At 71.6% G+C, this 23838-nt stretch carries 24 protein-coding genes and 1 tRNA gene; 20 read left to right on the top strand and 5 right to left on the bottom strand.

Features of this window, described 5'->3' with window-relative positions; genetic code table 11:
• The first annotated feature begins 14 nt into the window (after window positions 1-14).
• The 4 genes from DMP17_RS39770 (at window position 15) to DMP17_RS39755 (ending at window position 3497) form a co-directional block, all read left to right on the top strand.
• The gene (locus DMP17_RS39770) at window positions 15-893 is read left to right on the top strand and encodes a ChuX/HutX family heme-like substrate-binding protein (protein WP_308016777.1); all 879 of its coding nucleotides are present in this window, start codon (window positions 15-17) and stop codon (window positions 891-893) included.
• A gap of 73 nt (window positions 894-966) precedes the next feature.
• Window positions 967-1668, top strand: coding sequence for a CHRD domain-containing protein (locus tag DMP17_RS39765; protein WP_226366631.1), 702 nt, complete (start codon window positions 967-969; stop codon window positions 1666-1668).
• Window positions 1655-2263, top strand: coding sequence for a sortase domain-containing protein (locus DMP17_RS39760; RefSeq protein WP_337832253.1), 609 nt, complete (start codon window positions 1655-1657; stop codon window positions 2261-2263). The genes DMP17_RS39765 and DMP17_RS39760 overlap by 14 nt, the downstream gene beginning before the upstream one ends.
• Window positions 2264-2330: 67 nt before the next feature.
• Window positions 2331-3497, top strand: a complete 1167-nt coding sequence (locus DMP17_RS39755; protein ID WP_226350314.1) for an FtsW/RodA/SpoVE family cell cycle protein — start codon at window positions 2331-2333, stop codon at window positions 3495-3497.
• Here the strand turns inward: DMP17_RS39755 and DMP17_RS39750 are convergent.
• Together DMP17_RS39750 and DMP17_RS39745 are read right to left on the bottom strand one after the other, a co-directional pair.
• Window positions 3490-4158, bottom strand: a complete 669-nt coding sequence (locus DMP17_RS39750; RefSeq protein ID WP_226366628.1) for an anti-sigma factor family protein — start codon at window positions 4156-4158, stop codon at window positions 3490-3492. The genes DMP17_RS39755 and DMP17_RS39750 overlap by 8 nt on opposite strands.
• Window positions 4155-4724, bottom strand: a complete 570-nt coding sequence (locus DMP17_RS39745; protein ID WP_337832252.1) for a sigma-70 family RNA polymerase sigma factor — start codon at window positions 4722-4724, stop codon at window positions 4155-4157. The genes DMP17_RS39750 and DMP17_RS39745 overlap by 4 nt, the downstream gene beginning before the upstream one ends.
• A gap of 119 nt (window positions 4725-4843) precedes the next feature.
• Here DMP17_RS39745 and DMP17_RS39740 point away from each other — a divergent pair.
• The 4 genes from DMP17_RS39740 (at window position 4844) to cutA (ending at window position 9307) form a co-directional block, all read left to right on the top strand.
• Window positions 4844-4917 (top strand) — tRNA-Gly (locus DMP17_RS39740).
• Between the two features lie 91 nt (window positions 4918-5008).
• Window positions 5009-6277, top strand: a complete 1269-nt coding sequence (locus tag DMP17_RS39735; protein ID WP_337832251.1) for a tyrosine-type recombinase/integrase — start codon at window positions 5009-5011, stop codon at window positions 6275-6277.
• 540 nt (window positions 6278-6817) lie between these two features.
• A complete protein-coding gene (locus tag DMP17_RS39730) occupies window positions 6818-8968 on the top strand; it encodes an NB-ARC domain-containing protein (protein ID WP_337832250.1) in 2151 nt (716 codons plus the stop codon).
• An 81-nt stretch (window positions 8969-9049) separates the two neighbouring features.
• The gene (cutA, locus tag DMP17_RS39725) at window positions 9050-9307 is read left to right on the top strand and encodes a divalent-cation tolerance protein CutA (protein WP_337832249.1); all 258 of its coding nucleotides are present in this window, start codon (window positions 9050-9052) and stop codon (window positions 9305-9307) included.
• Here cutA and DMP17_RS39720 read toward each other — a convergent pair.
• Both DMP17_RS39720 and DMP17_RS39715 read right to left on the bottom strand, forming a co-directional pair.
• Window positions 9263-10633 (bottom strand): hypothetical protein, encoded by a 1371-nt coding sequence (locus DMP17_RS39720; RefSeq protein ID WP_337832248.1) that lies wholly within the window; start codon window positions 10631-10633, stop codon window positions 9263-9265. The two genes, cutA and DMP17_RS39720, sit on opposite strands and share 45 nt — an antisense overlap.
• A gap of 204 nt (window positions 10634-10837) precedes the next feature.
• Window positions 10838-11194 carry a helix-turn-helix domain-containing protein gene (locus DMP17_RS39715; protein ID WP_251783754.1) on the bottom strand — a complete coding sequence of 119 codons (357 nt, stop codon included), beginning with the start codon at window positions 11192-11194 and terminating at the stop codon, window positions 10838-10840.
• Between the two features lie 175 nt (window positions 11195-11369).
• Here DMP17_RS39715 and DMP17_RS39710 point away from each other — a divergent pair, with 175 nt between their 5' ends.
• From DMP17_RS39710 to mobF, 12 genes are all read left to right on the top strand, one after another.
• The gene (locus tag DMP17_RS39710; protein ID WP_075333733.1) at window positions 11370-11627 is read left to right on the top strand and encodes a helix-turn-helix domain-containing protein; all 258 of its coding nucleotides are present in this window, start codon (window positions 11370-11372) and stop codon (window positions 11625-11627) included.
• Window positions 11627-11872, top strand: a complete 246-nt coding sequence (locus DMP17_RS39705; RefSeq protein WP_337832247.1) for a hypothetical protein — start codon at window positions 11627-11629, stop codon at window positions 11870-11872. Before DMP17_RS39710 ends, DMP17_RS39705 begins: the two co-directional genes overlap by 1 nt.
• The gene (locus tag DMP17_RS39700; protein WP_337832246.1) at window positions 11869-12063 is read left to right on the top strand and encodes a hypothetical protein; all 195 of its coding nucleotides are present in this window, start codon (window positions 11869-11871) and stop codon (window positions 12061-12063) included. Before DMP17_RS39705 ends, DMP17_RS39700 begins: the two co-directional genes overlap by 4 nt.
• Window positions 12060-12413 (top strand): hypothetical protein, encoded by a 354-nt coding sequence (locus DMP17_RS39695; protein WP_337832245.1) that lies wholly within the window; start codon window positions 12060-12062, stop codon window positions 12411-12413. Before DMP17_RS39700 ends, DMP17_RS39695 begins: the two co-directional genes overlap by 4 nt.
• Window positions 12414-12514: 101 nt before the next feature.
• Window positions 12515-12967, top strand: a complete 453-nt coding sequence (locus DMP17_RS46575) for a WhiB family transcriptional regulator (RefSeq protein ID WP_443217952.1) — start codon at window positions 12515-12517, stop codon at window positions 12965-12967.
• Window positions 12967-13500, top strand: a complete 534-nt coding sequence (locus DMP17_RS39685; RefSeq protein ID WP_337832244.1) for a hypothetical protein — start codon at window positions 12967-12969, stop codon at window positions 13498-13500. The genes DMP17_RS46575 and DMP17_RS39685 overlap by 1 nt, the downstream gene beginning before the upstream one ends.
• Window positions 13476-15452: a type IV secretory system conjugative DNA transfer family protein gene (locus DMP17_RS39680; protein WP_337832243.1), complete on the top strand. Its 1977-nt coding sequence runs from the start codon at window positions 13476-13478 to the stop codon at window positions 15450-15452. Before DMP17_RS39685 ends, DMP17_RS39680 begins: the two co-directional genes overlap by 25 nt.
• On the top strand, window positions 15449-16333 hold the full coding sequence (locus DMP17_RS39675) for a hypothetical protein (protein WP_337832242.1): 885 nt from the start codon (window positions 15449-15451) through the stop codon (window positions 16331-16333). Before DMP17_RS39680 ends, DMP17_RS39675 begins: the two co-directional genes overlap by 4 nt.
• 23 nt (window positions 16334-16356) lie before the next feature.
• Entirely contained in the window at window positions 16357-17034 is a 678-nt protein-coding gene (locus DMP17_RS39670) for a hypothetical protein (RefSeq protein ID WP_337832241.1), read from the top strand.
• A complete protein-coding gene (locus DMP17_RS39665; RefSeq protein WP_337832240.1) occupies window positions 17031-17690 on the top strand; it encodes a hypothetical protein in 660 nt (219 codons plus the stop codon). Before DMP17_RS39670 ends, DMP17_RS39665 begins: the two co-directional genes overlap by 4 nt.
• Entirely contained in the window at window positions 17687-18589 is a 903-nt protein-coding gene (locus DMP17_RS39660; RefSeq protein WP_337832239.1) for a hypothetical protein, read from the top strand. Before DMP17_RS39665 ends, DMP17_RS39660 begins: the two co-directional genes overlap by 4 nt.
• Before the next feature lie 202 nt (window positions 18590-18791).
• The gene (gene mobF, locus DMP17_RS39655) at window positions 18792-23171 is read left to right on the top strand and encodes a MobF family relaxase (RefSeq protein WP_337832238.1); all 4380 of its coding nucleotides are present in this window, start codon (window positions 18792-18794) and stop codon (window positions 23169-23171) included.
• Here the strand turns inward: mobF and DMP17_RS39650 are convergent.
• Entirely contained in the window at window positions 23156-23827 is a 672-nt protein-coding gene (locus DMP17_RS39650; RefSeq protein WP_337832237.1) for a hypothetical protein, read from the bottom strand. The genes mobF and DMP17_RS39650 overlap by 16 nt on opposite strands.
• Window positions 23828-23838: the final 11 nt, after the last annotated feature.

Genomic DNA, 23838 nt, shown 5'->3' with positions numbered 1-23838 from the left:
CCGGAGCGTGTCCCGTGACCCTGCCCCACACCGATCTCGACGTCCTGCTCTCCCACCTCGCCGGCGACCGGCTCGACCTCGACGCCGGCACGCTGGCGCGGCACCTCCCGCTGCTCGACGAGGTCGTCGCGACCACCGCGAACGGCAGCGCCCTGATCAGCGAGCTCGGCACCTACGCCGAGCCGACCTTCACCGGCGAGGCGTTCCCGGTCCGGCCCGGCGCGGTGACCCTGCGCCTGTCCCGCCCTGCGGTCGCCTCGGTCGTCGCGACCCGGGCCGACGACGGGCGTCGCGAGCCCGCCGCGCTGTGGCTGTTCGACGGCGACGGCGCGGCCGTGCACCGCGCGCACCTGCTGTCACCCGACGCTCCGCTGGTCACCGAGGTGCTGCGGCTGGCCCCGCGCGCCGACGACCCGCCCGCCGGGCCGCCGCTCACCGCCCCCGACGAGCTCGACCACCTCGGCCTCCTCGACGCGCTCACCGACGGCGGCGGCCGGGTCCCCGACGGGCTCGTCCCGGCCACCCCGCCGTGCGACGTCGCCCGGGTCGTCGACCTGCTGTGTCTGCTCTGCGAGCACGGCGTCCCGGCCGGGCTGGCCGTGCCCCACGGTGGCTGCCTGCAGGTCGGGACGGGGTCGGTCGACCACGTCGAGACCGGCGACGTCGTCGGCGTGGTCTCGGGTGCGGTGCAGTTCGCGTTCGCCCCCGGCGAGGTCGACGCGGTGCGCCCGGTCCGTACGCACGGCCCACACGGTCCGATGACGACGGTGCTCCTGACCGGCGCGGACGGCCGCTGCCTGGCCCTGGTCGGGCAGTTCGGGCTGCCGTCGACCGAGGTCGTGACGGCCTGGGAACGCATGGTCCGGGACGTGCTGCTGCACCCGATCGGGTGAGTGGTGAACGCGGTGGGCGCGGTGGCCGTAGAGACGGGCAATCAAGGATGAACCCGTCAGAAAGGACACCGGGATGCGCCGCACCCTGCCCCGTCTCGCCGCCGTCACCGCCGCCACCGCACTCGGCTTCGCCGCGACCGCGGGCATCGCGTTCGCCCAGGAGACCGAGGTCCCCGAGCCGTCGACGTTCACCAGCATGTACACCGTGAGCGCGACGCCGGACGCCGTCATCAACAACGACGGGCAGGCCGTCCCCGGCGAGCCCGGCGCGACCGGTGAGTTCAACTTCCGGATCAACTCCGACGACGAGATCATCTGCTACGACATCACCCTGCGCGGCGTGACCGGCGAGTACCAGAGCCCGGCCAAGACCGCGACGCACATCCACGAGGCCGCCGTCGGCAAGCCCGGCCCGCCGCGCCTGGCGTTCCCGAACCCCGAGGGTGACGGCGACGTCCGCACCTCGTCGGGCTGCATGCAGGGCCCGTTCACCACCGGGCTCGAGGGCGACAACGGCCAGGACACCGCGACCGGCTTCTCGCTGAAGCAGATCGAGGCGAACCCGACCGGCTTCACCGGTGACACCCACACCGCCGACTTCGCGGCCGGCACGGTGCGCGGCCAGCTCGCCGCCGTCCCGATGGGCGGCGTCGAGACCGGCGCCGGTGGCTCCTCCTCCGACTCGACCGCGCTCTATGCGGTCGGCGCCGCCGGCCTGGCCGCCGCGGCCGGAGCGGGCGTGCTGATGGCCCGCCGGGGCCGTGCGCAGAGCTGACCGCACGCGTGACCGACGCCCGGGAGCCCTGCTGCTCCCGGGCGTCGTCGCGCTGGTGTTCCTGCTCGTGGGGTGTGGGGCACCGCCCGCCCCCGCTGCTCCCGATCCGGCGCCTGCGGCACCGTCCGCCGGCGCGCCGCTTGCCGCGGTCCCGGCCGCGGCCGGTGTGCCCGTCTCGCTGCGCATCCCGGCGATCGGGGTGGACGAGCCGGAGCTGCTGCGGCTGGGCATCGCCGACGACGGCACCGCCGAGGTCCCGCAGGACTACGACCGCGTCGGCTGGTTCGACCGCGGCACCGCGCCCGCCCCGACCGTCCTGCTCGGGCACGTCGACTCGCGCGACGGGCCCGCGGTGTTCATCGACCTGCGCGACCTCGCCCCGGGCGACGTGATCGAGGTCGGCCGCGACGACGGCTCCGTCGACCGGTACGCCGTCGAGCGGACCGAGCAGATGCCCAAGGACGCGTTCCCGACCTTCGCCGTGTTCGGCGGTGCGTCACCGGACCAGCTGCGCCTGGTCACCTGTGCGGGCGACTTCGACCGGGGGGCGCTCAGCTACCTCGACAACATGGTCGTGCACGCCCGGGCGCTGTGACCGTTGCCCGACGCGCCGAGACGTCCGGTTCCGCCCCGGACGCCCGGTCCGGGACCACGCTGATCGGGTGACGGTGCCGCGACAGCGCGACCCGCGCCCGACGGGCGCCGCAGCCGGACGCCCCCGGGCGTCGCGGCTCGCCCGGCTGCGCCGCGTCCCGCCGCTGCACCTGCTGCTCGGTGCGACCGGCGCGCTGCTGGCGGTCGGAGTCGTGATGGTGCTGTCGGCGTCGGCGGGCGGGAAGACCGTCGCCGACGGGATGGTGCTCACCGTCTTCGTCCGCCACCTCATCTTCCTGCTGCTCGGGGTCGGCGCGTTCGCGCTCGGGATGTGGGTGTCACCGGTCCGGCTACGCCGGTGGACGCCGTGGCTGCTGTTCGCCTGTCTCGCCGCGCTGGTGCTCGTGCTGGTCCCGGGAATCGGGGAGGTCCGCGGCGGTGCCCGCCGGTGGATCTCGGTCGCCGGGTTCACCGTGCAGCCGGGCGAGGCGGCCAAGGTCGTGCTGCTGCTGTGGGGCGCGCACGTGCTCGCGCTGCGCGGTCGCGCCGTGCGCCACGGCCGCTACGCCGTCCTCCCACTGGTCCCGGTCGCGCTGCTGGCCGGGGCGCTGCTCATGCTGCAGCCCGCGCTCAGCACGACCGTCGCGCTCGGCGTCATCGTGCTGTCGCTGCTGTTCTTCGCCGGGGCGCCGCTGGTGCTGCTCGGGGGCCTGTCCGGCGGGGCGCTGCTCGGCGTCGCCGTCCTGGGGTTCACCGCCGACTACCGCCGCGACCGGATCAGCACCTTCCTCGGCGCCGGCGACGAGCTCGGCGCCGGCTACCAGTCCCGCCAGGCACTGCTGTCCCTCGCCGACGGCGGCCTGTTCGGCACCGGACTCGGCCAGGGCCGCGCGAAGTGGGACTACCTGCCCAACGCCGCGAACGACTTCATCTTCGCCGTCATCGGTGAGGAGCTCGGGCTGGTCGGTGGGCTCGCCGTGCTGGCGCTGTACCTGCTGATCGCCTGGGTCGGGCTGCGCGTCGCCGCCCGCACCCGGGACACGTTCCTGCGGCTGGTGACGGCGGCGACCGCGACCTGGGTGGTCGTGCAGGCCGTGATGAACGTCGGCTACGTCGTCGGCCTGCTCCCGGTGACCGGCCAGCAGCTGCCGCTGGTGTCGGCCGGCGGGACGGCGCTGGTCAGCACCCTGTTCCTGCTCGGGCTGGTCGCCAACGCCGCCCGCCGCGTCAGGTAGCCAGGCTGCCGCGCAGCACCGTGGACCCGGCGCCGTCGAGGACCCGGAACTCCTCCGCGTCGGCCCGCAGCACCGAGGAGTTGAGGTTGCAGACCATCGGTGAGGCGCCGGTCCCGATGAACTCGCCCGCGCTCACCTCACGCCCGTCCTCGGCCTCGACGACGACGCGGTAGGTCGCACCGGAGCGGAACCCGTCGCCGTCGAGCACGATCTCGACGCCCCAGGTGTGCGGGATCGCGACCGCCGTGGCCTGCACCGCGGGGTCCATCGCCTGGACCGCGACCGGCTCGCGGGGGATCCCGTCGTGGTCGCCGACCAGGTAGCCGGCGACGCCGCCGACGAGCAGCGCGGCCGCGGCCGCCGCCGCGACCGGAGCCCACCGGTTCCGTGCCCGGGCCGCGGCCGATGCCGGACGCTCGGCCCGCGCCGCCGCCATGATCCGGTCGCCCAGGTCCGGCGGGGGAGCGGGAGTGTGGTCGAGCCGGTCGGGATCGACCCGGCCCAGCGCGGGCAGCACACTCGCGACCTCGGCCAGCTCCTCGCGGCACGCCGGGCAGCCCTGCAGATGGGCCTTGAGGGTCGCCAGCTCGTCGCCCTCCAGCCGGCCCATCGCGTGGTCACCCAACGACTCCCGCATCGCCCGGTGCTCGTCCGGAGTCACGGTTCCACCCCCATCTCGTCCATCGCCAGTCGCAACGCCTTCAGCCCGTAGAAGACCCGGCTGCGGATCGTCCCCACGGGCACCCCCGCCTCCGCCGCGATCTCGGCGTGCGGACGGCCCCGCAGGTACGCCTCGACGATCGCCTGCCGGTGCTCCGGACGGAGCCGCCGCAACGCCTCCTCGACCAGCCAACCGTCGACCAGGGCGTCGTCGGCAGGGCCGATGGAGTCGTTCCCGGTCTCGGGCTCGTCGGTGAGCCTGCGGCGCCAGGGCCGCGCCGCGACCCTACGGATCTCGTCGATGACCACGTTGCGGGCGATGGCGAACAGCCACACCCGCAGACTGGCGACCGACGGGTCGTAGGAGTCGGCACGACGCCAGGCGCGCAGGAAGACCTCCTGCACGGACTCCTGGGCCGCACCCTCGTCGCCCAGCTGACGCAGGGCATAGCGGTAGAGCTCGGCTCCGTGCGCGGTGTACGCGGCGCGGAGCCCCGGCTCGGAGTCGAGCCCGGGTTCGGCGGCGCGCGCGTCGACGGAGCGCAACCTGCGGTGGGGCGCCTTCATCGGTGTCCGCAACCTCCTGAACGTCCCTGTCCCCGGTGTGTACGCACCCGGGGGCGGGGATGTTCACGGGGTCGGAGTGGGATACGCTGCGGGGGTCCTGATCGACGAGATCGGGGCATGCGGGCGTAGCTCAATGGTAGAGCCCCAGTCTTCCAAACTGGCTACGCGGGTTCGATTCCCGTCGCCCGCTCCACGCTCTGACCAGCACGAACGCAGTCTGGCGCAAGATCGACAGACAGACTCGTGACACGGAGCATGACACGAGCGCCCCTAGCGTTCGTGTCATGGCTCGTCTTCAGCCCAGGCCCGCGGGGCGCCAGAAGGGCAGCATCGACGTCCTCCCGAGCGGCGCGCTGCGCGTGCGCGTCTACGCCGGCCAGGACCCGATCACCAAACGCCGGCACAACCTCGTCGAGATCGTCCCGGCCGGACCGGACGCCGAGAAGCAGGCGTACGCGGTCCGGGACCGGATGCTGCGCGACATCGAGGAGCGCCGGAACCCACGCACCAGCGCCACGGTCGCGCACCTGCTGGAGAAGCACCTGGAGCAGTTCTCCGGGGCGCCGAACACGCTCCAGCTCTACCGCGGGTACGTGAAAAACCACATCGAGCCGCTCGTCGGCCGGCTCAAGGTCGGCGAGCTGGACGCGGAGATCCTGGACTCGTTCTACGCCGAGCTGCGCCGCTGCCGGATCCACTGCACCGGGTCGGGGCTGATCGACCACCGGACGACGAAGCGCCATGAGTGCGACGACCGGTGCGGGCCGCACCGATGCAAGCCCCTGTCGAACACGGTGGTCCGGCACATCCACTTCGTGCTGTCGGGGGCGTACAAGCGGGCGGTGCGGTGGCGGTGGGTCGCGGTGAACCCGCTCGCTCAGGCCGAGCCACCGCCGATGCCCAAGCCGAACCCGCGGCCGCCGAGCGCCGAGCAGGCGGCGCGGATTCTGAACAAGGCGTGGGAGGACCCGGACTGGGCCGCGCTGCTGTGGCTCGCAATGACGTCCGGCGCGCGGCGTGGGGAGCTGTGCGCGGTGCGGTGGTCGTGGATCAGCTTCGAGCCGGGCCGGGAGACGCTCTGGTTGCAGCGGGGGATCCGCAAGAGCGACGCCGGGTGGGTCGAGGGGGATCTCAAGACCCATCAGCAGCGGCGGATCGCGCTCGACACCGAGACGGTCGCGGTGCTCCGGGAGCTGAAGGAGCGGTGCGTTGCGCGTGCCGAGGCTCCGGGGATCGAGCTGCCGGAGGAGGCGTACGTTTTCGGCGGGTTGGTGGACGGGTCGACGTTCGCGACGCCGGACAGCGTGACGCAGCGGTACGACCGGATGGTCAAGAAGTTGGGTATCGACACGACGTTTCACAAACTGCGTCACTACTCGGCGACTGAGCTGATCGTCGCCGGTGTCGATCCAAGGACTGTTGCCGGACGGCTTGGACATGGTAGTGGAGGAACAACTACCTTAAGGACTTACACGGCTTGGGTCGCCGAAGCAGACCAGCGAGCTGCTTCGAATCTTGCGACGCGAATGCCGAAGCGTCCCGAAAGTCAGTAGTGAACGACAGTCATGATGACGGGCGTTGGCTCGCGGGTCGACGGTGGGTACTCTGATCCGACCATCGGGACATAAGAGGTGAACACCTGAATGAGCTTCAGTGCAACTCGACTCACATGCTTCGCGGTTCTCTCATCGCTCGAGGCTGACATGCGATCCCTTATTTCCGCATATCTGGTATCTGACGAGTATGTTGCTGTGCTGGGGCAAGAGCAAAGCGAGCGAGCTCAGGGGCGCCGTTCTCGTGATTCAGGTTCTAAGGGTCCCGTATCGCTTACTGCGCTACTTCCGTACCTAGACTTCGCCGACGGCTACGAAGTTTTGCTCTCGAATCGCGCTAGTCTGCCAGCAGAGCTCTCCGAACAACTCGATAACGTGAAGGGGGAGCTTCCAAAGCTGACCGCAGTACGTAATCGGGTAGCACATACACGGCCGATGGAGATCAACGATCTGTCCCTGGTTCACGACCTTACGAGCAGGCTATCAAGTAGCCCAGGGGGATACTGGGCTGAGTCTACAGAAACGCTAGGTCGTTTGCGAGTGGACTCGTCGTTCGTGCTGGGGCTGACAATTAACCTTCCTGTCGAGCCTGTGCGTGGTCCGATGCACAACCTTCCAGTTCCCGACTTCGATGAGACGGGCTTCTTCGGGCGGCGCAGCCAGGTCGCTAGGGTTAAGAGACTTATTAAGGGTGCTTATCCTGTAGTGAGCATTCTGGGCGACGGTGGAATCGGCAAGACATCGGTAGCATTGAAGGTTGCGTACGAGATCCTCGATGATGCAAATCAGCAATTCGATTCCATCGTCTGGGTGACCGCCAAGGCGACAACCTTAACTGCAAGTGAGATTCGTCGGGTGAACGATGCAATTGAGGACTCGCTTGGTCTTTTTGTGAGTGCTGCCTCGGAGCTTGGTGGTCAGGTCGCAGAATCTGATGCAATCGGCGAGGTCTTGGCATATCTAGAGAATTTCCGAGTTCTACTGATCCTGGATAATATGGAGACGGTTCTCGATGCTCGTCTTCGAGAGTTTCTTCTTGACCTGCCAATGGGTAGTAAAGTGATGCTTACGAGCAGGATCGGACTGGGTGTCGAGAATCCGGTCCAGCTCGAACCGTTAACATCAGATGAGTCGCATCACTTTTTGCGTGCGCTATCACGGATTCGGAACGTGACCTCCATAGAGTCGATGGAGCCTGATTCTGTACGCATGCTTGCAGATCAAATGGAGGGCCACCCCCTCTTCTTGAAATGGTTTGTATCTGGGGTTCAGGCGGGTATCCGCCCAGAGGATCTACTTGCGGACAATTCGTTGCTGCTCGATTTTTGCATGTCGAACGTGTACGAGTACTTGACTGAAGATGCACGCAAGGTCTTGAAGTGTATGCAAGTCCTACCCGGAGAAAAGCGGCAGGCGGAGATTGCTTTTCTGGACGAGCTCGACGCGAGCGGTGCCCAGGCGGCGATCTTGCGCTTGATGACGACCAACTTCGTTCACATGGAGACGCACTCTCGGGGCCAGAGCCTGGAGACGACATACCAGCTATCAGATTTCGCCCGAAGCTACCTAGATAAGCAGCATCCTGTAGAGAGCGCTCAGCGTCTCCGGATTCTTGCGCGCCACCAAGAGATGCAGGATCTGGGATGGGAGCTGCAGGCTGAGAATTCAGCCTCGCCGTATGATCCTGCAACTATCAATGTTCGTGACTCGGGTGATTTTAGCACCGCGCGTTTGCTTCGTGACGCTCTATCGCTCCTTGAGCGAGATTCTCCTGAGGAGGCAATCCGATCGTGCGAGGAGGCGCGCGCTCTCTCTCCAACGTATGCCGAGACGTGGCGCGTTGAAGCGGTTGTTCAAACCAGCATGCGAAACATGACAATGGCGCGTTCGGCGTATGAGCGCGCCATTGAGTTAGACCCTGAGTCGCCAAATCTGCACTTCCAGTTCGGAAGCTTCCTTTCGGAGCATCGGCTCGATTTGAATGCGGCCGTGCGGCATCTGCGCAAGTCTGCCCAGCTCGATCCGGACAATCCGACGCTCCTGAGTCCTCTCTCGTGGACCCTTCTAGTCGCAGGCTTGCATGATGATGCGAGCGTGGCTGCGGCTCGTGTTCTACAACTAAACGCCACGGAGCACATAGCGGTGCCGGCTCTATGTGTTGGCCTTCGCGCCCACTGCTTTGAGTTGGAAGAAAAAGTTGCTCGCGGTCATGTCTACGACGCTTTGGAGAATCTCGAACTCGCACTCGAGTTGATCTCGAAGGTCTGGGCTGAGATTGTATTCGGAGAGTCGGGTGATCGCCTTCTGCTGCTCCGGGATTACGCCGTTGCAGTGCGTGATCAGCTAAGTGTTGCTGACAACTTCAGGAAACAGAAGGCTTCTGGTCAGATTGCTGCTATCGATAAGGCGCTAGACTCATTGGGCGTCTCGCTCGACTCTCGACATTTTGGGGTGGTTCAGAATGTCATCGAAGAGAAGGCGTACGGTTTCATCCGCCCTCGGGTGCAGACGAGTGGGCAGGCACGACAGCCCCGCGACGACTACTTTTTTCATATCACCGGCCTTGCGGATGAATCTGAATGGCCAATACTTCAGCCTGGCGCCATCGCTGCTTACACGCCGATCTTTGCAGATGCTCGAGGAAGGCGGCGAGCAGTCGATGTACGCTGGATTGGGAACGAGAATAGCTGAGAAGGAGCGAGCGTGACTACGGGAAATCTGCTCCAGGTGCAAACTGCTGCTCCCTCGCAGGGTCACGCGGTGGAGTTGGCCGTGTCTGCAACGAAGCGCGGACTCGTCGCAGGGTGTCAGATCAGTGGGCCCATCCAGACAGTCTTCTGGCACGCCGGTGAGTTTGGCGAGGGCGAGGAGTGGGTGGTCTCGTTCAAGACCACCGCCGCCCGCTACGACGAGCTGGAGGCGCACCTCATCGAGCACCACGAGTGGCAGAACCCCGAGGTGACGGCCGTGCCGATCGCGCGGGCGTCAGCGGCGTACGTCGAGTGGGTGGAGCGCGTCACCGCGAAGTAGCTCCCGCACGGCGGGGACGTCGCCGTGGTGCTGCCCGAGCCGTGCAGTGACCTCCGCGAGGCGCTGCCGCGGCCGGACCGAGGCGACGTTCCCCATGACGCGCAGGCTGGCGGTGATTGTTTCGGCGGCCTGCTCGACCTCTCCGGCGTCGGCGTAGCTCTGTGCCAGCCACGAGGAGTAGAGCGCCTTGTCCCGGGCGTGGGCGTCGCTGTAGCGGCCGAGCGCGCTCTCCAGGACGGGGACGGCGCGCAGCGGTCGGCGGAGTTCGGACCAGCAGCGTCCGGTCATGATGGCCAGCTCGTCGGCGTCGATCCAGGCGGCGTAGTCGGGGGTGCGGGCTCCGGCGACGGCGTGGGCTTCCTCGGCGAGGCCGAGGCAGCGGGCGGTGGTGTCGGCGTCGCCGTCGAGGGCGAAGGTCCAGGCGGCGCGGGAGTAGAGCAGGGCTCGGACGCCGGGGTCGACGCCGTCCTGGCCGGCGGCCTGGACCGACTTCTCCGAGATGGTCCGGGCGGGCTTGCCGAGGGCGATGAGCTGGTAGGCATGGAAGGCGAGGGCGTTCCCGGCCAGGCCGGGGTCGCCGGATTCGAGTGCTGCGGCGTGGCTGCGGCGGAAGTGCTCGCGGGCCAGGTCGTGCCATCCGGCGTCGAACGCAGCCCACCCGGCCTGCTGCGACTGCTCGGCGTGCACGGCCAGGAGGGCGCGCTGCACGACGTCGCGGGCGGTACCGCCCTGGAGGATGCGCGCGGAGAGTTCGGCCTCGGCGTTGTAGAGGCGGTAGGTGTCGGCGCCGCCGAGGGTGTCGTCGAGGCGTCGCAGGCTGGTGAGCCGACTCGACAGGTCGGTGGCGACGTCGATCGTCGCGGCGTTCGAGCCGGTGTCGCCGAGCACGCTCCCGAGGAGGCCGGAGAGCGCGAGCGAGCCGCTGGCTCGCAGGAAGTCGCGTCGCAGCACTGAACTGTCACCGTCCCAGGCGTCTGAGTCCCGATCGGACGGCGTCGACGCTACGGAGACCGGTTCGGCAGGAGCAGGGCATCCACCCGGCATATTCGCTACCGGCCGTGTGACGGCGGGCGCACGCCGGGTGGACGGGGCCGGGGCGCCGAGCTGGTCGAGCAGGCGTCGGTAGACGGCCTGGGGCCGTTGCACGGCTCCGGTCTCCCAGCGGCCGACGAGGCGGACGTCGAGCTTGGTGCCGCGCTCCTCGTTCGTCGTGTAGGCCAGGCGCACGACCTGGTCGACGAGGTCCTGCTGGGACCAGCGCTGTACCTCGTCGCGCCAGCGGCGGAGCTGGTGGCCCCAGGGCTCGTCGCTGCTGTCCTGATCCACGCCGGTGGCCACCCCCGATCGCTCGCCGAACTCAGTCTGCCGGGCGAATGCCCTGCGCTACCAGGGTTCTGACCTGCTTTGTTCCGCCGCGAATCACCATTGTCGACGGCATGAACAGCAGTGCACCACAGCCACGGGAGCCCCGGGCCGAGTTCGCGGAACTGCGCGAGCTGACCCGTGAGATGGCCGAGCGGATCGAGCGGCTCAGGCGCCGCCGGCGTCGGGACCTAGCCGACGCTCGATGGCGTCGATCCGTCGAACGAGAGCGCTCACGTCCGCCCTGAGTGCGTCCAGCTCGGCGAGGACGGGGTCGTCGGCGTCGGGGTCGTCGACCTGGTCGCCGTCGAGGATCCGAGCGATGTGGTCGCCGGACCAGCCGAGAGCTTCGGAGACGGCGGCGAGGGTGCGCGGGCTGCGTCGGCGGGGCGTGAGGTTGTGCTGCAGCTCGCGGACGGTCATCAGGGCGACGCCCGCGCGGGTCGCGAGTTCGGCCTGGGTCATGTCGAGCTCGGCCAGACGCGTCTTGATCGCCTCGGCGACGGCGTCCCAGTCCTTGGCCACGCAGACCTTCCTCAGTGCCTCAGTAGGTACGGACCTGCTGATTTCGGTGCTGAGGCTAGCGGCTGCAGGTCCATCCAGGTGCGACGACCTGCCCAGTCACACGATGAGACTAGTATTAGCAGCTAATATTAGTGCTACTGTTAGCGCACAGCGGATCGAGAGGAAGGGGCAGTCAATGAGCAAGCAGGAGCCGGTGGCCGTGGCGGCGGCGCCGCGGTTCTACAGCGTCGCGCAGGTCGCGGCGATGTTCGGAATGTCGACGATGACGGTCTACCGGGCGATCGCGGCGGGGGAGTTCCCGGCCGTGAAGGTCCGGGGGCGGCTGATCATCCCGGCGAAGGCGATCGAGGCGATCGCCGACCTGGCGGTGGCCGAGCAGACGGTCGTCGACACGTCCGGGTGGGCACCGGTGCAGCGTGGGAGCGCCGTCTGATGGGCGGCGTCGGTGTGGTGCTGCTGGTCCTGGTCGCGGGCGCGTTCATCTGCGCGAAGGCACGGTCGGCCGCAGGGGCGGCGTTGTTCACGGTGTTCGCGGCGGTGGTGTTCGTGGCGACGCCGGTCGGGCAGGGCGTACCGGGAGCGGTCGCGACGTTCATGTCGGCGTTTGACCAGGCGGCGACGCCCGCGCTGAACCGGACCCCGGCCGAGCGCGCCGCGACCGAGGGCGGTGCGGGGTGACGGCTGCGGCCGAGCGGGTCGAGCTGTCCGCGCTGGCATGCCCGGGCTGCGGGCGCCCGGTGGCGGGGGAGCCGCCGACGGGGTGGCCCGACCGGGCCGGACGTCCGCCGGCGTTCTCGCACCGCGACGGGTCGGTGCTGTGCCCGGACGACCGGGGCCGGGTGCCCGAGCCGGTCGAGGTGCTCCGGTGACCGGGGAGGTGCGGCTGGCCGATCTCGACCCGAGGCTCGCTGAGGTCACCGGTCGGACGGTCCGGTTGCAGGTCCTCGTCGACCACGGCGCGCAGAGCGCGGGCCGGTGCCCGACGTGCCGGTGGGCGGTGAGCCCGACCCGGCCGGGGTGCCCGTCGCACGTGGTCGCGCTGGCGCTGCTGGAGAACCGGCCGCTGCCGTCCTGGCTGGCGCAGCTGGCCGGAGAGGTGCCGGGCATCCGGGTCCGGACCGAGACGCCGAGCGACGACGAGCGCCGCGCCGCCGAGGACTCCGCAGCCGGCCTGTTCTCGGCTCCCCGCCGGGTTCGGCCGAGTGGAGCGCGGCCATGACACGAGCACACCACCTGGGACGGCCCGGCGACGGGTTCTTGGCGGGACACAGCCGCCGGGCCGCTCTCACCGCACAGCAGCAGAAGGCAGGAGAGGCAACGATGGTAGAGCGAGACGACGACCGGTGGCGCGCCCGCGCGGCGTGCCGGTCGGTGGACCCCGACACGTTCTTCCCGACAGCGGAGACCGGCGCCTCGCACGACCGGCAGGTTGCCCGCGCGAAGCGGGTCTGCCGCCGCTGCCCGGTGCAGTCCGAGTGCCGGGACTGGGCGATCGACGACCTCCCGCACGGTGTCGCCGGTGGGCTGACAGAGGACGAGCGCCGCCGTGCCCGTCGGGCGACGACCCGCCGGGCCCGTCGCGCCGAGCTGCGCCCCGCCGTCGCTCCCGCGTCGGTGCTGCGCACCGACCGGGCGCCGGTCATCTCCGCCGGCCGTGCCGCCCTCGCCGCGGGCGTAGACCGGGACGACATCGCCCGTGCCCTCGGCGTGAGCCGTCGGACCGTCGACCGCTGGGCCGCGGCCGGTGCCGTCGTCGCGGGCGGTGGTCGGTGATGGCCGCGTTCGACCTCTCCCCGAGGACCACAGCGTCCGGCCGGATCCGCGAGCTGCTCCGGCGGATAGCGGTCGAGGCGTTCGATTCGACCGAGACCGAGGTCCCGATCCCCGGGTTCACGGTGTTCACCGATCGGAAGCTCGACGACCCGTTCGCCGGGATCCGCGCGGCGCTGCTGATGCGCACCGTCGCCGAGGGGCAGCTCTACGAGTACGCCCGCGCCGCACGTGCCGCGGGCCGGTCGTGGGACGAGATCGGCGCCGCGCTGGACCTGCCGTCGGGGGAGTACCGGCCGGTGGGGGAGCAGGCGTTCGACTGGCTGGTCTGCGGTCGGGTCCCGGACCCGGAGCCGGACGGGGTGCGCTCGTTCCGGACGCCGTCCGCGTACTGGCGCTGCTCGACCTGCGACGGCCTGGTGACCGAGTACGGCCCATTCGAGGGCAACCCGGCCAACAGCGAGGACGGCCACGCCAAGGGCTGCACCCGCCACGCCTCCGAGGTGCAGGCGTGGAACGAGGGGTGGGAGCACTGATGGAGATCCTGTTCAGCTCCACCGCGCTCGTGCTCGCGATGTTCGCCGCGGGCGCCCTGCTCGCCTGGGCCCGCGGGGCACGAGCCCTGGCCGCCGGCCTCGCCCTGGTCACGCTGCTCCCGGCGGCGACGATCGTCACGGCCCTGTCCTGGCCTGCCCTGCTCGCCATGACCGGGCTGGCCGGGGTGATCGTGTGGCACCGCTGGTCGCGCTCCTCGGCGACCGTGTCGCGATGGGCGGCGCGGTCCCGCCGCAAGGTCGGCGTGGCCTCGTCGCTGGACATCGTCCGGCACGCCGGGACCCTCGCCGTCCGGCGTCGGACCGGCACCGTGCGCCCGTCCCTGTCCGCCCTGTCGCGGTGGCAGCGTGCCCGGCTCGCGACCAGCGAGGCCGCGGTCGAGCTGTGCCGCACCGGCGCGTTGCGGGTGTGGGCGCTGGTCGAGGACGTGGTGATCGTCGTCGGCGGTCCCCGCACCGGCAAGACTGGCTGGCTCGCCGGGCGCGTTCTGGACGCCCCGGGCGCCGCGCTGGTGACCTCGACCCGCACGGATCTGCTGGACCTGTGCGCGCCGCTGCGCCGCCAGTCCCGGGGCGAGGTGTTCGTGTTCAACCCTGCCGGCTTCGGAGACCGCACGTCGACGATCACGTTCGAACCGCTGACCGGCTGCACCGACCCCGTCACGGCCACGGAGCGGGCGACGGACATGCTCGCCGCGGTCGCGTCCGGGTCGGGTGGTGATCGGGAGTTCTGGGACGGCCAGGCCCGCCGCGTCCTCGCCGCTCTCCTGCACGCCGCCGCCCTCGGCGGGAAGCGGATGGCCGACGTCCTCGGATGGGTCGCCGACCCCGACACCGCCGGCCGTGAGGTCCCGGCCCTGCTGCGCCGCTCGGGGGTGACGGCGTTCGAGCAGGACGTCATGCAGTTCCTGACCACCAACGAGCGCACCCGCTCCTCGATCACCTCCAGCGTGATGCCCGCCCTAGGATGGCTCACCCACCCCGCCGCCGCAGCAGCCGCGGAGCCGGGCAAGGGGTTCGACGTCGCCCGACTCCTGGACGAGCACGCCACGGTGTTCCTGCTCGGCGCCGAGGAAGCCCAGACCGCACCCCTGGTCTGCGCGCTGACCGGGCACATCGCCCGCGAAGCCCGCCGTCTCGCGGCCGGGCAGCCGAAGGGTCGGCTGGACCCGCCGCTCGGACTGTTCCTGGACGAGGCCGCCCTGATCTCCCCGGTCCCGCTGGAGTCCTGGACGGCGGACATGGGCGGGCGCGGGGTGACGATCCTGTGCGCGTTCCAGTCCCGCTCCCAGCTCTTGGCACGGTGGGGTGAGCACAAGGCCGCGACGATCCTGAACAACACCGCCGCGGTGATGATCTTCGGCGGCACGCGGGATAAGGCCGATCTGGAGTTCTGGTCGACCCTGGCGGGGGAGCGCGACGAGCGGGTCACCACAACCGACGACCACGGTCGCGTCGCCTCCCGGTCGGTACGCAAGGTGCCCGTCTTGGCGCCCGCGCAGATCGCGAACCTGCCGGCGGGGCGGGTGGTGGTTATCCGGCGCGGGATCGCGCCGGTGATCGGCCGTGCGCAGATGGCATGGAAGCGGCGTGACGTGCGGCGTCGGGCGCGGCTGATGGCGCGGATCGAGGCCGAGTCCCGCCGTCACCAGCGGAACGAAGCCGTCCGAGTCTGGGGCGACGGTCAGCTTGAACGGGCTCTGGTCAGGCTGGCCGGCCGCTGGCCCGGCCGGTTCGGTGAGGCGGCGGAGCGGGTGCGGTCGTCCAACGCAATGTTCGCCGAGCTGCGCGCGATCCGCCGCGGCGGAGAGCACGACCAGGCCGTCGAGGCGGCCGCGCTGCACGAGCCGTCCCCTGGAGCCGGTCCCGGTGGAGCGGTGGGTCCGTCGGGTCCGGCCGACGGCGCTGCGGGTGAAGGGCGGTGGACCCGATGAGCGGCTACGAGATGTGGACCCCCGCGCTGGCGGTGAAGCGGCTGGCCGCCGAGCTGCCCGGCGGGACGGCCGATGCCGAACGAGTCGTCGTCTCTTACCTGCGTGATGCCACCGGCGTGCACGGCCGGCCGTCGTGGGGGTGGCGGCTCGACGAGTTCGATCTCGACGACGCCCGAGCCCGGTTCGGCTGGGTGGACTTCGCGGGCGGGGAGGCGGTCGCCCAGGCCCGCACTCGCGCTGACGCGGCCGTGGTCGCAGCGCTGCGCCAGGCGCGGGGGACGTCGGCGGTCACTGAGCGGGCCCGACTGGCCGGGCTGCACTCGGATGTGGAGATGTGGGGGTACCGCGCCCACCAGGTCGGCCTCGACGAGCTGACCAAGACCAGCGCCTGCGATCCGCAACCCCGGTTGGTGACCGTCGCCTGGGAGGGGCGGGAGCGGTCGCACCGCGAGGCGATCGTCGCGCACGACGCCCGGGCCCTGGCTGCGGATGTCGCGGCCGAGGCGGAGCGGACCGCCGCGGACTGCGGACACGGCGCCCCGGACCGGCCCACCGACAGCACCCGCGATGACACGCGGCCCGACGAGCAGGAGGAGACCAGGGTCCACGCCCCGACCGACGACCGGCACCGACCACGCGTCACCGACGCGGAGATGCGTCGGGCCTCCGCGATCCTGCGCGAGGTGCAGGCCCAGGCACTCGCCGACCAGCTCGACGAGGACGCCATGCCGCGGCTGACCGAGGAGGAGGCCGACCGGCTCGACGACCTGGTTCGCGACATCCGGGCCCACCTCGCCGTGGTGCAGCTCGACGACGAGCCGCACGGCCGGCCGAGCCGCGCCGCCGTCCAGGACACCGACGGAGCGGAGTGGGAGCGATGAGTCCCGCGTACCGGCGACCGCAGGTGACTGAGGCCGACGTCGTCGCGCTGGAGACCCGCCTGCGGGACCTGCTGGACACCGGCGCGGCGTCCGAGGACGAGATCGCCCGCTACGAACGCGATCGGGACCGGCTGCTCGACGGGATCGGCGCGCAGATGCGCGCGCAGCGCGACCACGACCGGGCCATGCGCGCACTGCGCGCGGAGATGGAGACCGCCGCCCAGGCGGACGGTTGGGTCGACGATGGGCACGACGCCGCGCACCAGGCCAACCTCGACGCCGCTGCCCTGGCGGAGGAGGACCAGCGGGCTGAGTTCCGCCAGGTCGAGACGATGATCAACGCCCCGTACCGGGCCGCTCCGGCCGACGAGTTCGGTCTCGTCGACGACGAGGTCGACCGCTACCGCTGGGGCGACCGGACCGAGGTCGTCGAGGTCACCGCGCGGGACGACGCCGAGCGCAGCGACCGCGATCGCGTGCTCGACGAGGGCCCGGGGTCGTTCGTGGGCGGCATGTGGTTCACCCCGGACGACACGGCCGACGGCGGCGTCCGCCCCCTCACCGACGCCGAGCTGCGCCGGTGCGGCGACCTCGTGCGCGCGACGCAGGCCGAGGCCGTCGCCGACCGCATTACCGACGCCGAGCACCCACCGGCCCGCGCGGCGGAGCCCAACGACGACGGAACGGAGTGGACCCGATGAGCAAGCCCGAGCACCCGGCCCCGGACACCGGCAGCGCGGCGGTGCGGCTCGCCGCCGAGGTCGAGGTCCTGCGCCGCCAGGTCGAGGAGCTGGTCCCTCTGGCCAGGCGGGTCGACGAGCTGAGCGACGTCGTCGCGCACGTCTCGCAGACCCTCGCCGCGGTCGCCGCCCGACGGCGGCCCGCCCCGGCGCCGTCGTGGCTGGCCGCACCGGCGGAGCAGGACACCGCGCGCGGACTGCTCGACGAGCTGGCCGTGTGGCTGCGCGAGATCTTCCTGCGCTACCCCGACGGCGCGACTGCGCTGCCGGACTGCTGGCTGTGGCACCCCGACGTCGTCGAGGAGCTGCTGTGGCTCATGCACGCCTGGCTCGCCGCTTACCAGGGTGCCGACGCCTCGGTGGCCGCCGCGTCGGACTGGCACGACCGGCAGCGGCCCGGGGTGGTCAACCGGCTCCGCAAGGCCGCCGGGTCGTGCTCGCCGGAGGCACATCAGACCCGGCCGGGCTGGAGCGCACCGACCGGCGGGCCGGTGCTTGTGCCGGGCCTGGGCGCGGTCGAGGCGATCACCGAGTGGTGGGCGCAGCACCGCAACCGGATGCCGCCGGAGCCGGTGGCCGCGCAGCCGCCGACCGGGTTCGGGGGTGTCCTCGGATGACACACACGCCCGAACCGCGGGCCGTCGGGCCGGCGCGGGGCGCGCGGTGGGGCCGGGCGGCCGTGTGGCTGCCCGGCCTGGCCGTCGCCCTCGGCGCCGCCGTCGCCACCGCGCACGGCCTATTCGAGGTCGCCGTCGCCGCCCGGGTCCCGGCCGGGATCGCCTGGATCTACCCGTTGATCACCGACGGGCTCGCGCTGGTCGCCTACACCGCCACGGCCAGGCTGCGCGGGTCCGCGGCCCGCTACGCCTGGTCGGTGGTGATCGTCTCGGCCGGGCTGTCGGGGCTCGCGCAGGCGGTCTATCTCGCTTCCGACTCGGTCACCGCGGGCGGGGAGCTGGCTGTGAACGCGGCGCTGCGGTTCGGGGTCGGGGCGTGGCCCGCGATCGCCGCGGCCGTCGCCGCGCACCTGCTGTACCTGCTCGCGGAGAGCCGCCCCGACGCCCCGCCGTCCGGGCCGGGGCGTCCCGTCCGGACCGCGACGACTGTCCGGCCGGACGGCCGGACAGGGCCGGACACCCTGTCCCGCCCGGCCATCGGACACCCGCCCCGCGCGGTGCTCGACGGTCCGGTCATCGGACCCGAACGGCCCCGCCCGTCCAGGCCTGGACCGGCCTTCGGGACGCCGTCCGGCCCCGGGACCCCGTCCCAGCCGGTCCCGCCGCCCCCGAGCGGCCCGGCCGCCGAGTCACCCGCCCGCGATCACGCCCGCACGGTGGCCGAGCGCCACCGGGAACGCCACGGCGCGCTGCCGACGGTGCGCGAACTCCAGGCGCTCGCCGACGTCGGGCGCGGCACCGCTGCCGACGCCCTCAAGTCGCTCCGCGACACCCCGCAGCAGGCCGCGACCGCCCTGCACCTCGTCCTCGACGAGCCCGACACCAGGACCCACCAGTGACCGCCGACAGCCGAAAGACCACCGCGACCGAGCACGCCATCAGCACCATGAGCGAGTACCCCGAACAGAGCAACAAGACCCCAAGATCAAGACCACCACACCCTTGCATCACGATCCGCGGGGCCGGGTCGGCCTCCGGCCTCCCGGCAACCACCGACGCCCTCCCCGCCCCCTCTTTCAAGATCGTTTCGGGGTGGTCGGGATGCTGAAGATCGTCAACGGCTACTCGCCCGAGTACCTGCTCAAGGAGGTCGCCACCGGGCGGGAGAACTACTACACCGGCGCGGTCGCCGAGGGCGAGCCGCCGGGCCGCTGGTGGGGCGCCGGGGCCGAGAAGCTCGGCCTGGCCGGGCTGGTCGACGCCCAGGACATGCGCGCGCTCTACGAGCGGTTCCTCGACCCCCGCGACCCCGGATTCCGCGACCGGGAGATGTGGGACGGGGCGGCGACGCTGGGACACACCGGCCGCCGGTACGCCACCGAGGACGAGCTGTACCAGCAGGCGTTGGACAACGAGCCGGACGCGTCCGCCGAACGCCGCGACCAGCTCCGGACAGAGGCCGGACAGAAGGCCCGGCACAATGTCGCGTTCTACGACGCCACGTTCTCCGTCCAGAAGTCGGTCACGCTCCTGCACACCGCGTTCGAGGCCCGCGAGGTGTCCGCCCGGACAGCCGGACGCCACGACGAGGCCGACGCCTGGGCCGAGTTCCGGACCGCGGTAGAGGACGCGATCTGGGCGGGCAACAACGCCGCGCTCACCTACCTCCAGGACAAGGCCGGCTACACGCGGGTCGGGCACCACGGCGGCGCCGCCGGCCGCTATGCCGACGCCCACGCCTTCACCGTTGCCTCGTTCTTCCAGCACGACTCCCGCGACCGGGACCCGCAGCTGCACATCCACAACACGATCCTCAACCGCGTCGAAGGCCACGACGGCGTGTGGCGGACCCTCGACGGGCGGAGCCTGCATCGCTGGCGCCCGGCCGCCGCGGCGGTGGCCGAGCGCACGACCGAGGAGCGGATCACCGCCGCGCTCGGGATGTTGCTCGCGACACGGCCGGACGGGAAGGCGCGCGAGGTTCTCGGGGTGTCGGCCGAGGCGATGGGGCTGGTCTCGACGCGGCGGCACAAGGTGACGGCGAAGACCGCCGAGCTGGTCGAGGCGTTCGAGGCCCGCTACGGCCGCGCACCGAACGGCTACCAGCTCGAACGGCTCGCCCAGCAGGCCACGCTCGTTACCCGCTCGGGAAAGTCCCACGACGGCGAGACCCGCGAACAGGCTCTCGACCGGGTCGAGGCGACGATGCGCCGCGAGATCGACGGCGGGCTCGGCGGCATCGCCGACGCCGCTCTCGACGCCCGGCCCGACCAGATCACCGTCGCGCAGTGGTCGCCATCAGAGGTCGTCTCCGTCGCCCTCGCCGAGGTGCAGAAGTCCCGCTCGGCGTGGACCCGCGCCGACCTGATCCGAGCGCTGAACGCCGCCCTGCCCGACCACCTGGGCGTCAGCGACGGCGCGCAGATCGCGAAGCTGCTCGACACCCTCGCCGACGAGGCCATGACCGCCGACCTCGCGAGGTTGCAGACCGCGCGCCCGGCCACCGATGTCCTGCCCGACGAGTACACCCTCGCCAACGGCGACTCCGCGTTCGAGGCCCCCGGCGGCGCGCTCTACGCCACCACCGAGCACGTGCACACCGAGCGGATCCTCGCGGGGGCCGCCGGTCGGCACGACGGCTCCCGCATGAGCGAGACGTCGATCGACCGCTACCTCGCGACGCTGGGCCGCCAGGGTGTCCGGCTCGGCGCGGCGCAGGAGGCCGTCGTCCGCGGCGTTCTCGGGTCCGGGGCGCGGGTCGAGACCCTGGTCGGCCCGCCGGGGACGGGGAAGTCGTTCACCGTAGGGATGATGGCCCGCGCCTGGACCGACCCCGACCTGACCGGTGGCGGTCCGCAGCGGCGTGTGTTCGGGCTCGCCACCGCCCAGGCCGCGACGACGGTGCTTGCCGAGCAGGGCCTGACCGCGCGCAACATCGCCGCCTGGCTCGCGACCCAGGACCGGCTCACCGCCGGCCGTCCGCGCGATGACGCGGATCTGGGGTTCCGGCTGCACGCTGGGGACATCGTGGTGGTGGACGAGTCGGCGATGACCGACACCCCCGCCCTGGCCGCCATCCACCAGCATGTGGACGCGGCGGGGGCGAAGCTGCTGCTGGTCGGGGACCCGCGCCAGCTCGCCGCGATCGGCGCCGGCGGCGGCATGGACCTCATCGCCCGGGCGGGCGGGGCCCGCTACGAGCTCAACGAGGCCCGCCGCTTCACCCACGCCTGGGAACGCGAGGCATCGCTACGGCTACGTGAGGGCGACACCACGGTGCTCGACGAGTACCACCGCCATGGCCGTCTGGTCGACTGCGGCCCGCGGGAGGCGGCCGAGGCGTCGGCGGCGCGGGCGTGGCTGGCCGACACCCTGGCCGGGAAGGCGTCGCTGCTGCTGGTCGACACCAACGACCAGGCCGACCGGCTCTCCTCCGAGTTGCGCGCGCAGCTGGTCGACCTCGGCCTGGTCACCGAGTCCGGGGTGCGGCTGGGCCGCACCGGCGCTTACGCCGGGGTCGGTGACGTCGTGGAGGCCCGTGCGATCGGCCACGACCTTGCCGGGTTCGAGGGCAACATCCGCGCCCCGCACACCCGGGAACGCTTCCGCGTCCTCGGGGTCCGCGATGACGGCGGCCTGGACGTCACTACCGACCTCAGCCGCGACGGCGACGAGGCGGGGGAGCGGATGGTGCTCTCGCCCCGATTCGTCGCCGACGACCTCGCCCTGGGCTACGCGGGGACCCGCTACTGCGGGCAGGGCGCCACCGTGCAGACCAGCCATTCGGTCGTCACCGACCGCACCGACCACGCCGCCGCCCTGGTCGGCCTGACCCGCGGCACCGACGCCAACACCGCCTACGTCGCGACCGTGACCGAGCTGCCTGACGCCGCGGACGGCAGCGACCGCCACCAGCTGCACCGTTCTCCAAAGGCCGTCCTGACGACCGCACTGGAGCTGGCCGAGCCCGACCGCTCAGCGCTGACCATCGCCGCGGACTCCGCCCAGTGGGCCGAGTCGATCCCCGTCGCGGCCGAGCTGTTCGCCGACGCCGCGCACCAGGCGTCGGTCCGCCGCACCAGCGCGTGGCTGGACCGGCTCACCGACACCGGGGTCCTGACCGTCGAGCAGCGCGGCCAGCTCGCGGCTGAGGACGCCTCGACGTCGTTGACCCGGCCGCTGCGCCGGGCCGAGGTCTCCGGCACCGACCCCTACGTCGTCCTGCGTGACACGATCGTCGGTCAGCCGCTGACAGGGGCGCGGAACCTGACCAACGTGATCCACGCCCGGATGCGGGACCGGCAGCGGTTCGAGCCGCAGGTCGGCTCGTGGGCCGACCGTGTCCCGCAGCTCGACGACCCGCAGATGGGCCGCTACCTCGACCGGCTCGCCGAGCACCTGGACCAGCGCACCGCCGAGCTCGGCGCCGCGGCCGCGGCCGGGCCGCCGAGCTGGGCGACCGAGCTGCTCGGTGATGTGCCCGACCGGGACGCCGCCGAGGCCCGCACGGAGTGGGAGCGCAAGGCCGGCGCCGTCGCTGCCTGCCGTGCGCTGACCGGCCGCGAGGACACCGACGCGACCGAGGCCGGCCCCGCCGAAGCCCTCGACGTGCTCGGCGCCGCACCGAAGCCCGGGATGGTTGAGCTACACGCGGCCTACTGCGCCGGTTGGGAGGCGCTGGGTCGGCCGCGGGCGGATCGGGAGGAGTTCGAGCTGTCCGACGGCGCGCTACGGATGCGGGTGCGTGCCTACGAGCGGCAGCAGGCGTGGGCACCGCGATACGTCGCCAACGAACTGGCCGGGACCCGTCAGGCCGCCGAACACCATCGGCACACCGCCGTCCTGCGCCGCACCGAGAGCGAAGCCGCCGACGACCCCGCCAGAGCCGCCGAGCTGCACCGCGACGCGGCCGATGCCGCCTCGCTGGCCGCCGAGCTGGACCAGCGCGTCGGTGAGCTGGAACAGGTCGACGCCGCCCGCGGCCGCTGGCTCCTACGGACCGCCGTCGACCGCGAGAAGCACGACCGGGCGCTCATCGCCCTCTCCCACCGCACCGCCGACCGGGACGACCCCGACGACCGGGTCTCGGCCGATGATTGGCTGGCCGCGCACGACGAGGCGATGCGCGGCGAGGACGAGTACCGCCCGATCACCGAGCACGACCTCGACGACACCCACCACCACGACCTCGACCTGGCTGACCGCCGCACTGGGCCGGTCTTGGAGACCGCGGTGGCCGACGTCCGCGACCTCGCTACGGCCGAGCCGAGGGAGCGGTACGAGGACGACGTCCGGGTGCCGACGTCCGCGGAGTCGGAGGACGCGGTCAGTCGCGCGCGTCGTGCGCTGGACGAGATCCACGCCCAGGAGGTCTACGAGGCGAGCCGGGATACTGCCGCAGATCGCGACGTCGACCACGCCCACGAGGACCCGTTCGCCGATGAGAACGGCGACGGCTGGGACGACTACGCGGAGTCCTGAATCTCGAACACCGTGCCCGGCAGCTCGGCCACGACCCGCCGCCACAGCGGCAGCTCGTGGTCGGGCTCCGGGCGACCCAGCCAGCCTGGCTCGTAGCCGTCCTCGACCATCGTCAGGTAGAGGTCGGCCAGCTCACGAACGTCGGTCCAGGTGCGCTCCTTACGCCACAGCGCGACCAGGTCGACGACCGGCTCGGGCATTCGGCGGCCCGGAATCCGCCGGACCGGGCCCCACTCCGGCACTGCGGTCGGCAGACCGTCCGGCGTCGTGCCGGTCTGGACGACGTCCATCGGATGCCAGCGGACCTCGTGCTCACCGTCGCGCGGGACGTTGACGACGACCAGCCCGGACGGCAGCGGCGACGGCCGTTCCAGCGCGACCGAGAGGTCGGCCTGTTCCCAGACCAGCACCAGGCGTGATGCCTGCGCCATCGACGCCATCCAGCCCAGACCGGCGATCGCATGGTGCGCGTCCTCGCCGCGATAGAACGGCCGGGTGCGCAGGTAGCCGGCGTACGGGAGCCGCGGTAGCTCCGCGCACAACAAGTGCACCGTCGGGGCAGGGACCCAACCCCCTGCCGCCAGCATGGCCGCGGTCGTGTCGACCGCGAGCTGCTCCAGCTCATCCACCCACATCGGCTCGGTCATCGTCCGCATGAGCGGAGTGT

It is taken from the genome of Pseudonocardia sp. TMWB2A (assembly GCF_017312135.1).
The sequence above is the reverse complement of the archived record's forward strand: the minus strand, read 5'-3'. Positions and strand labels throughout refer to the sequence as shown.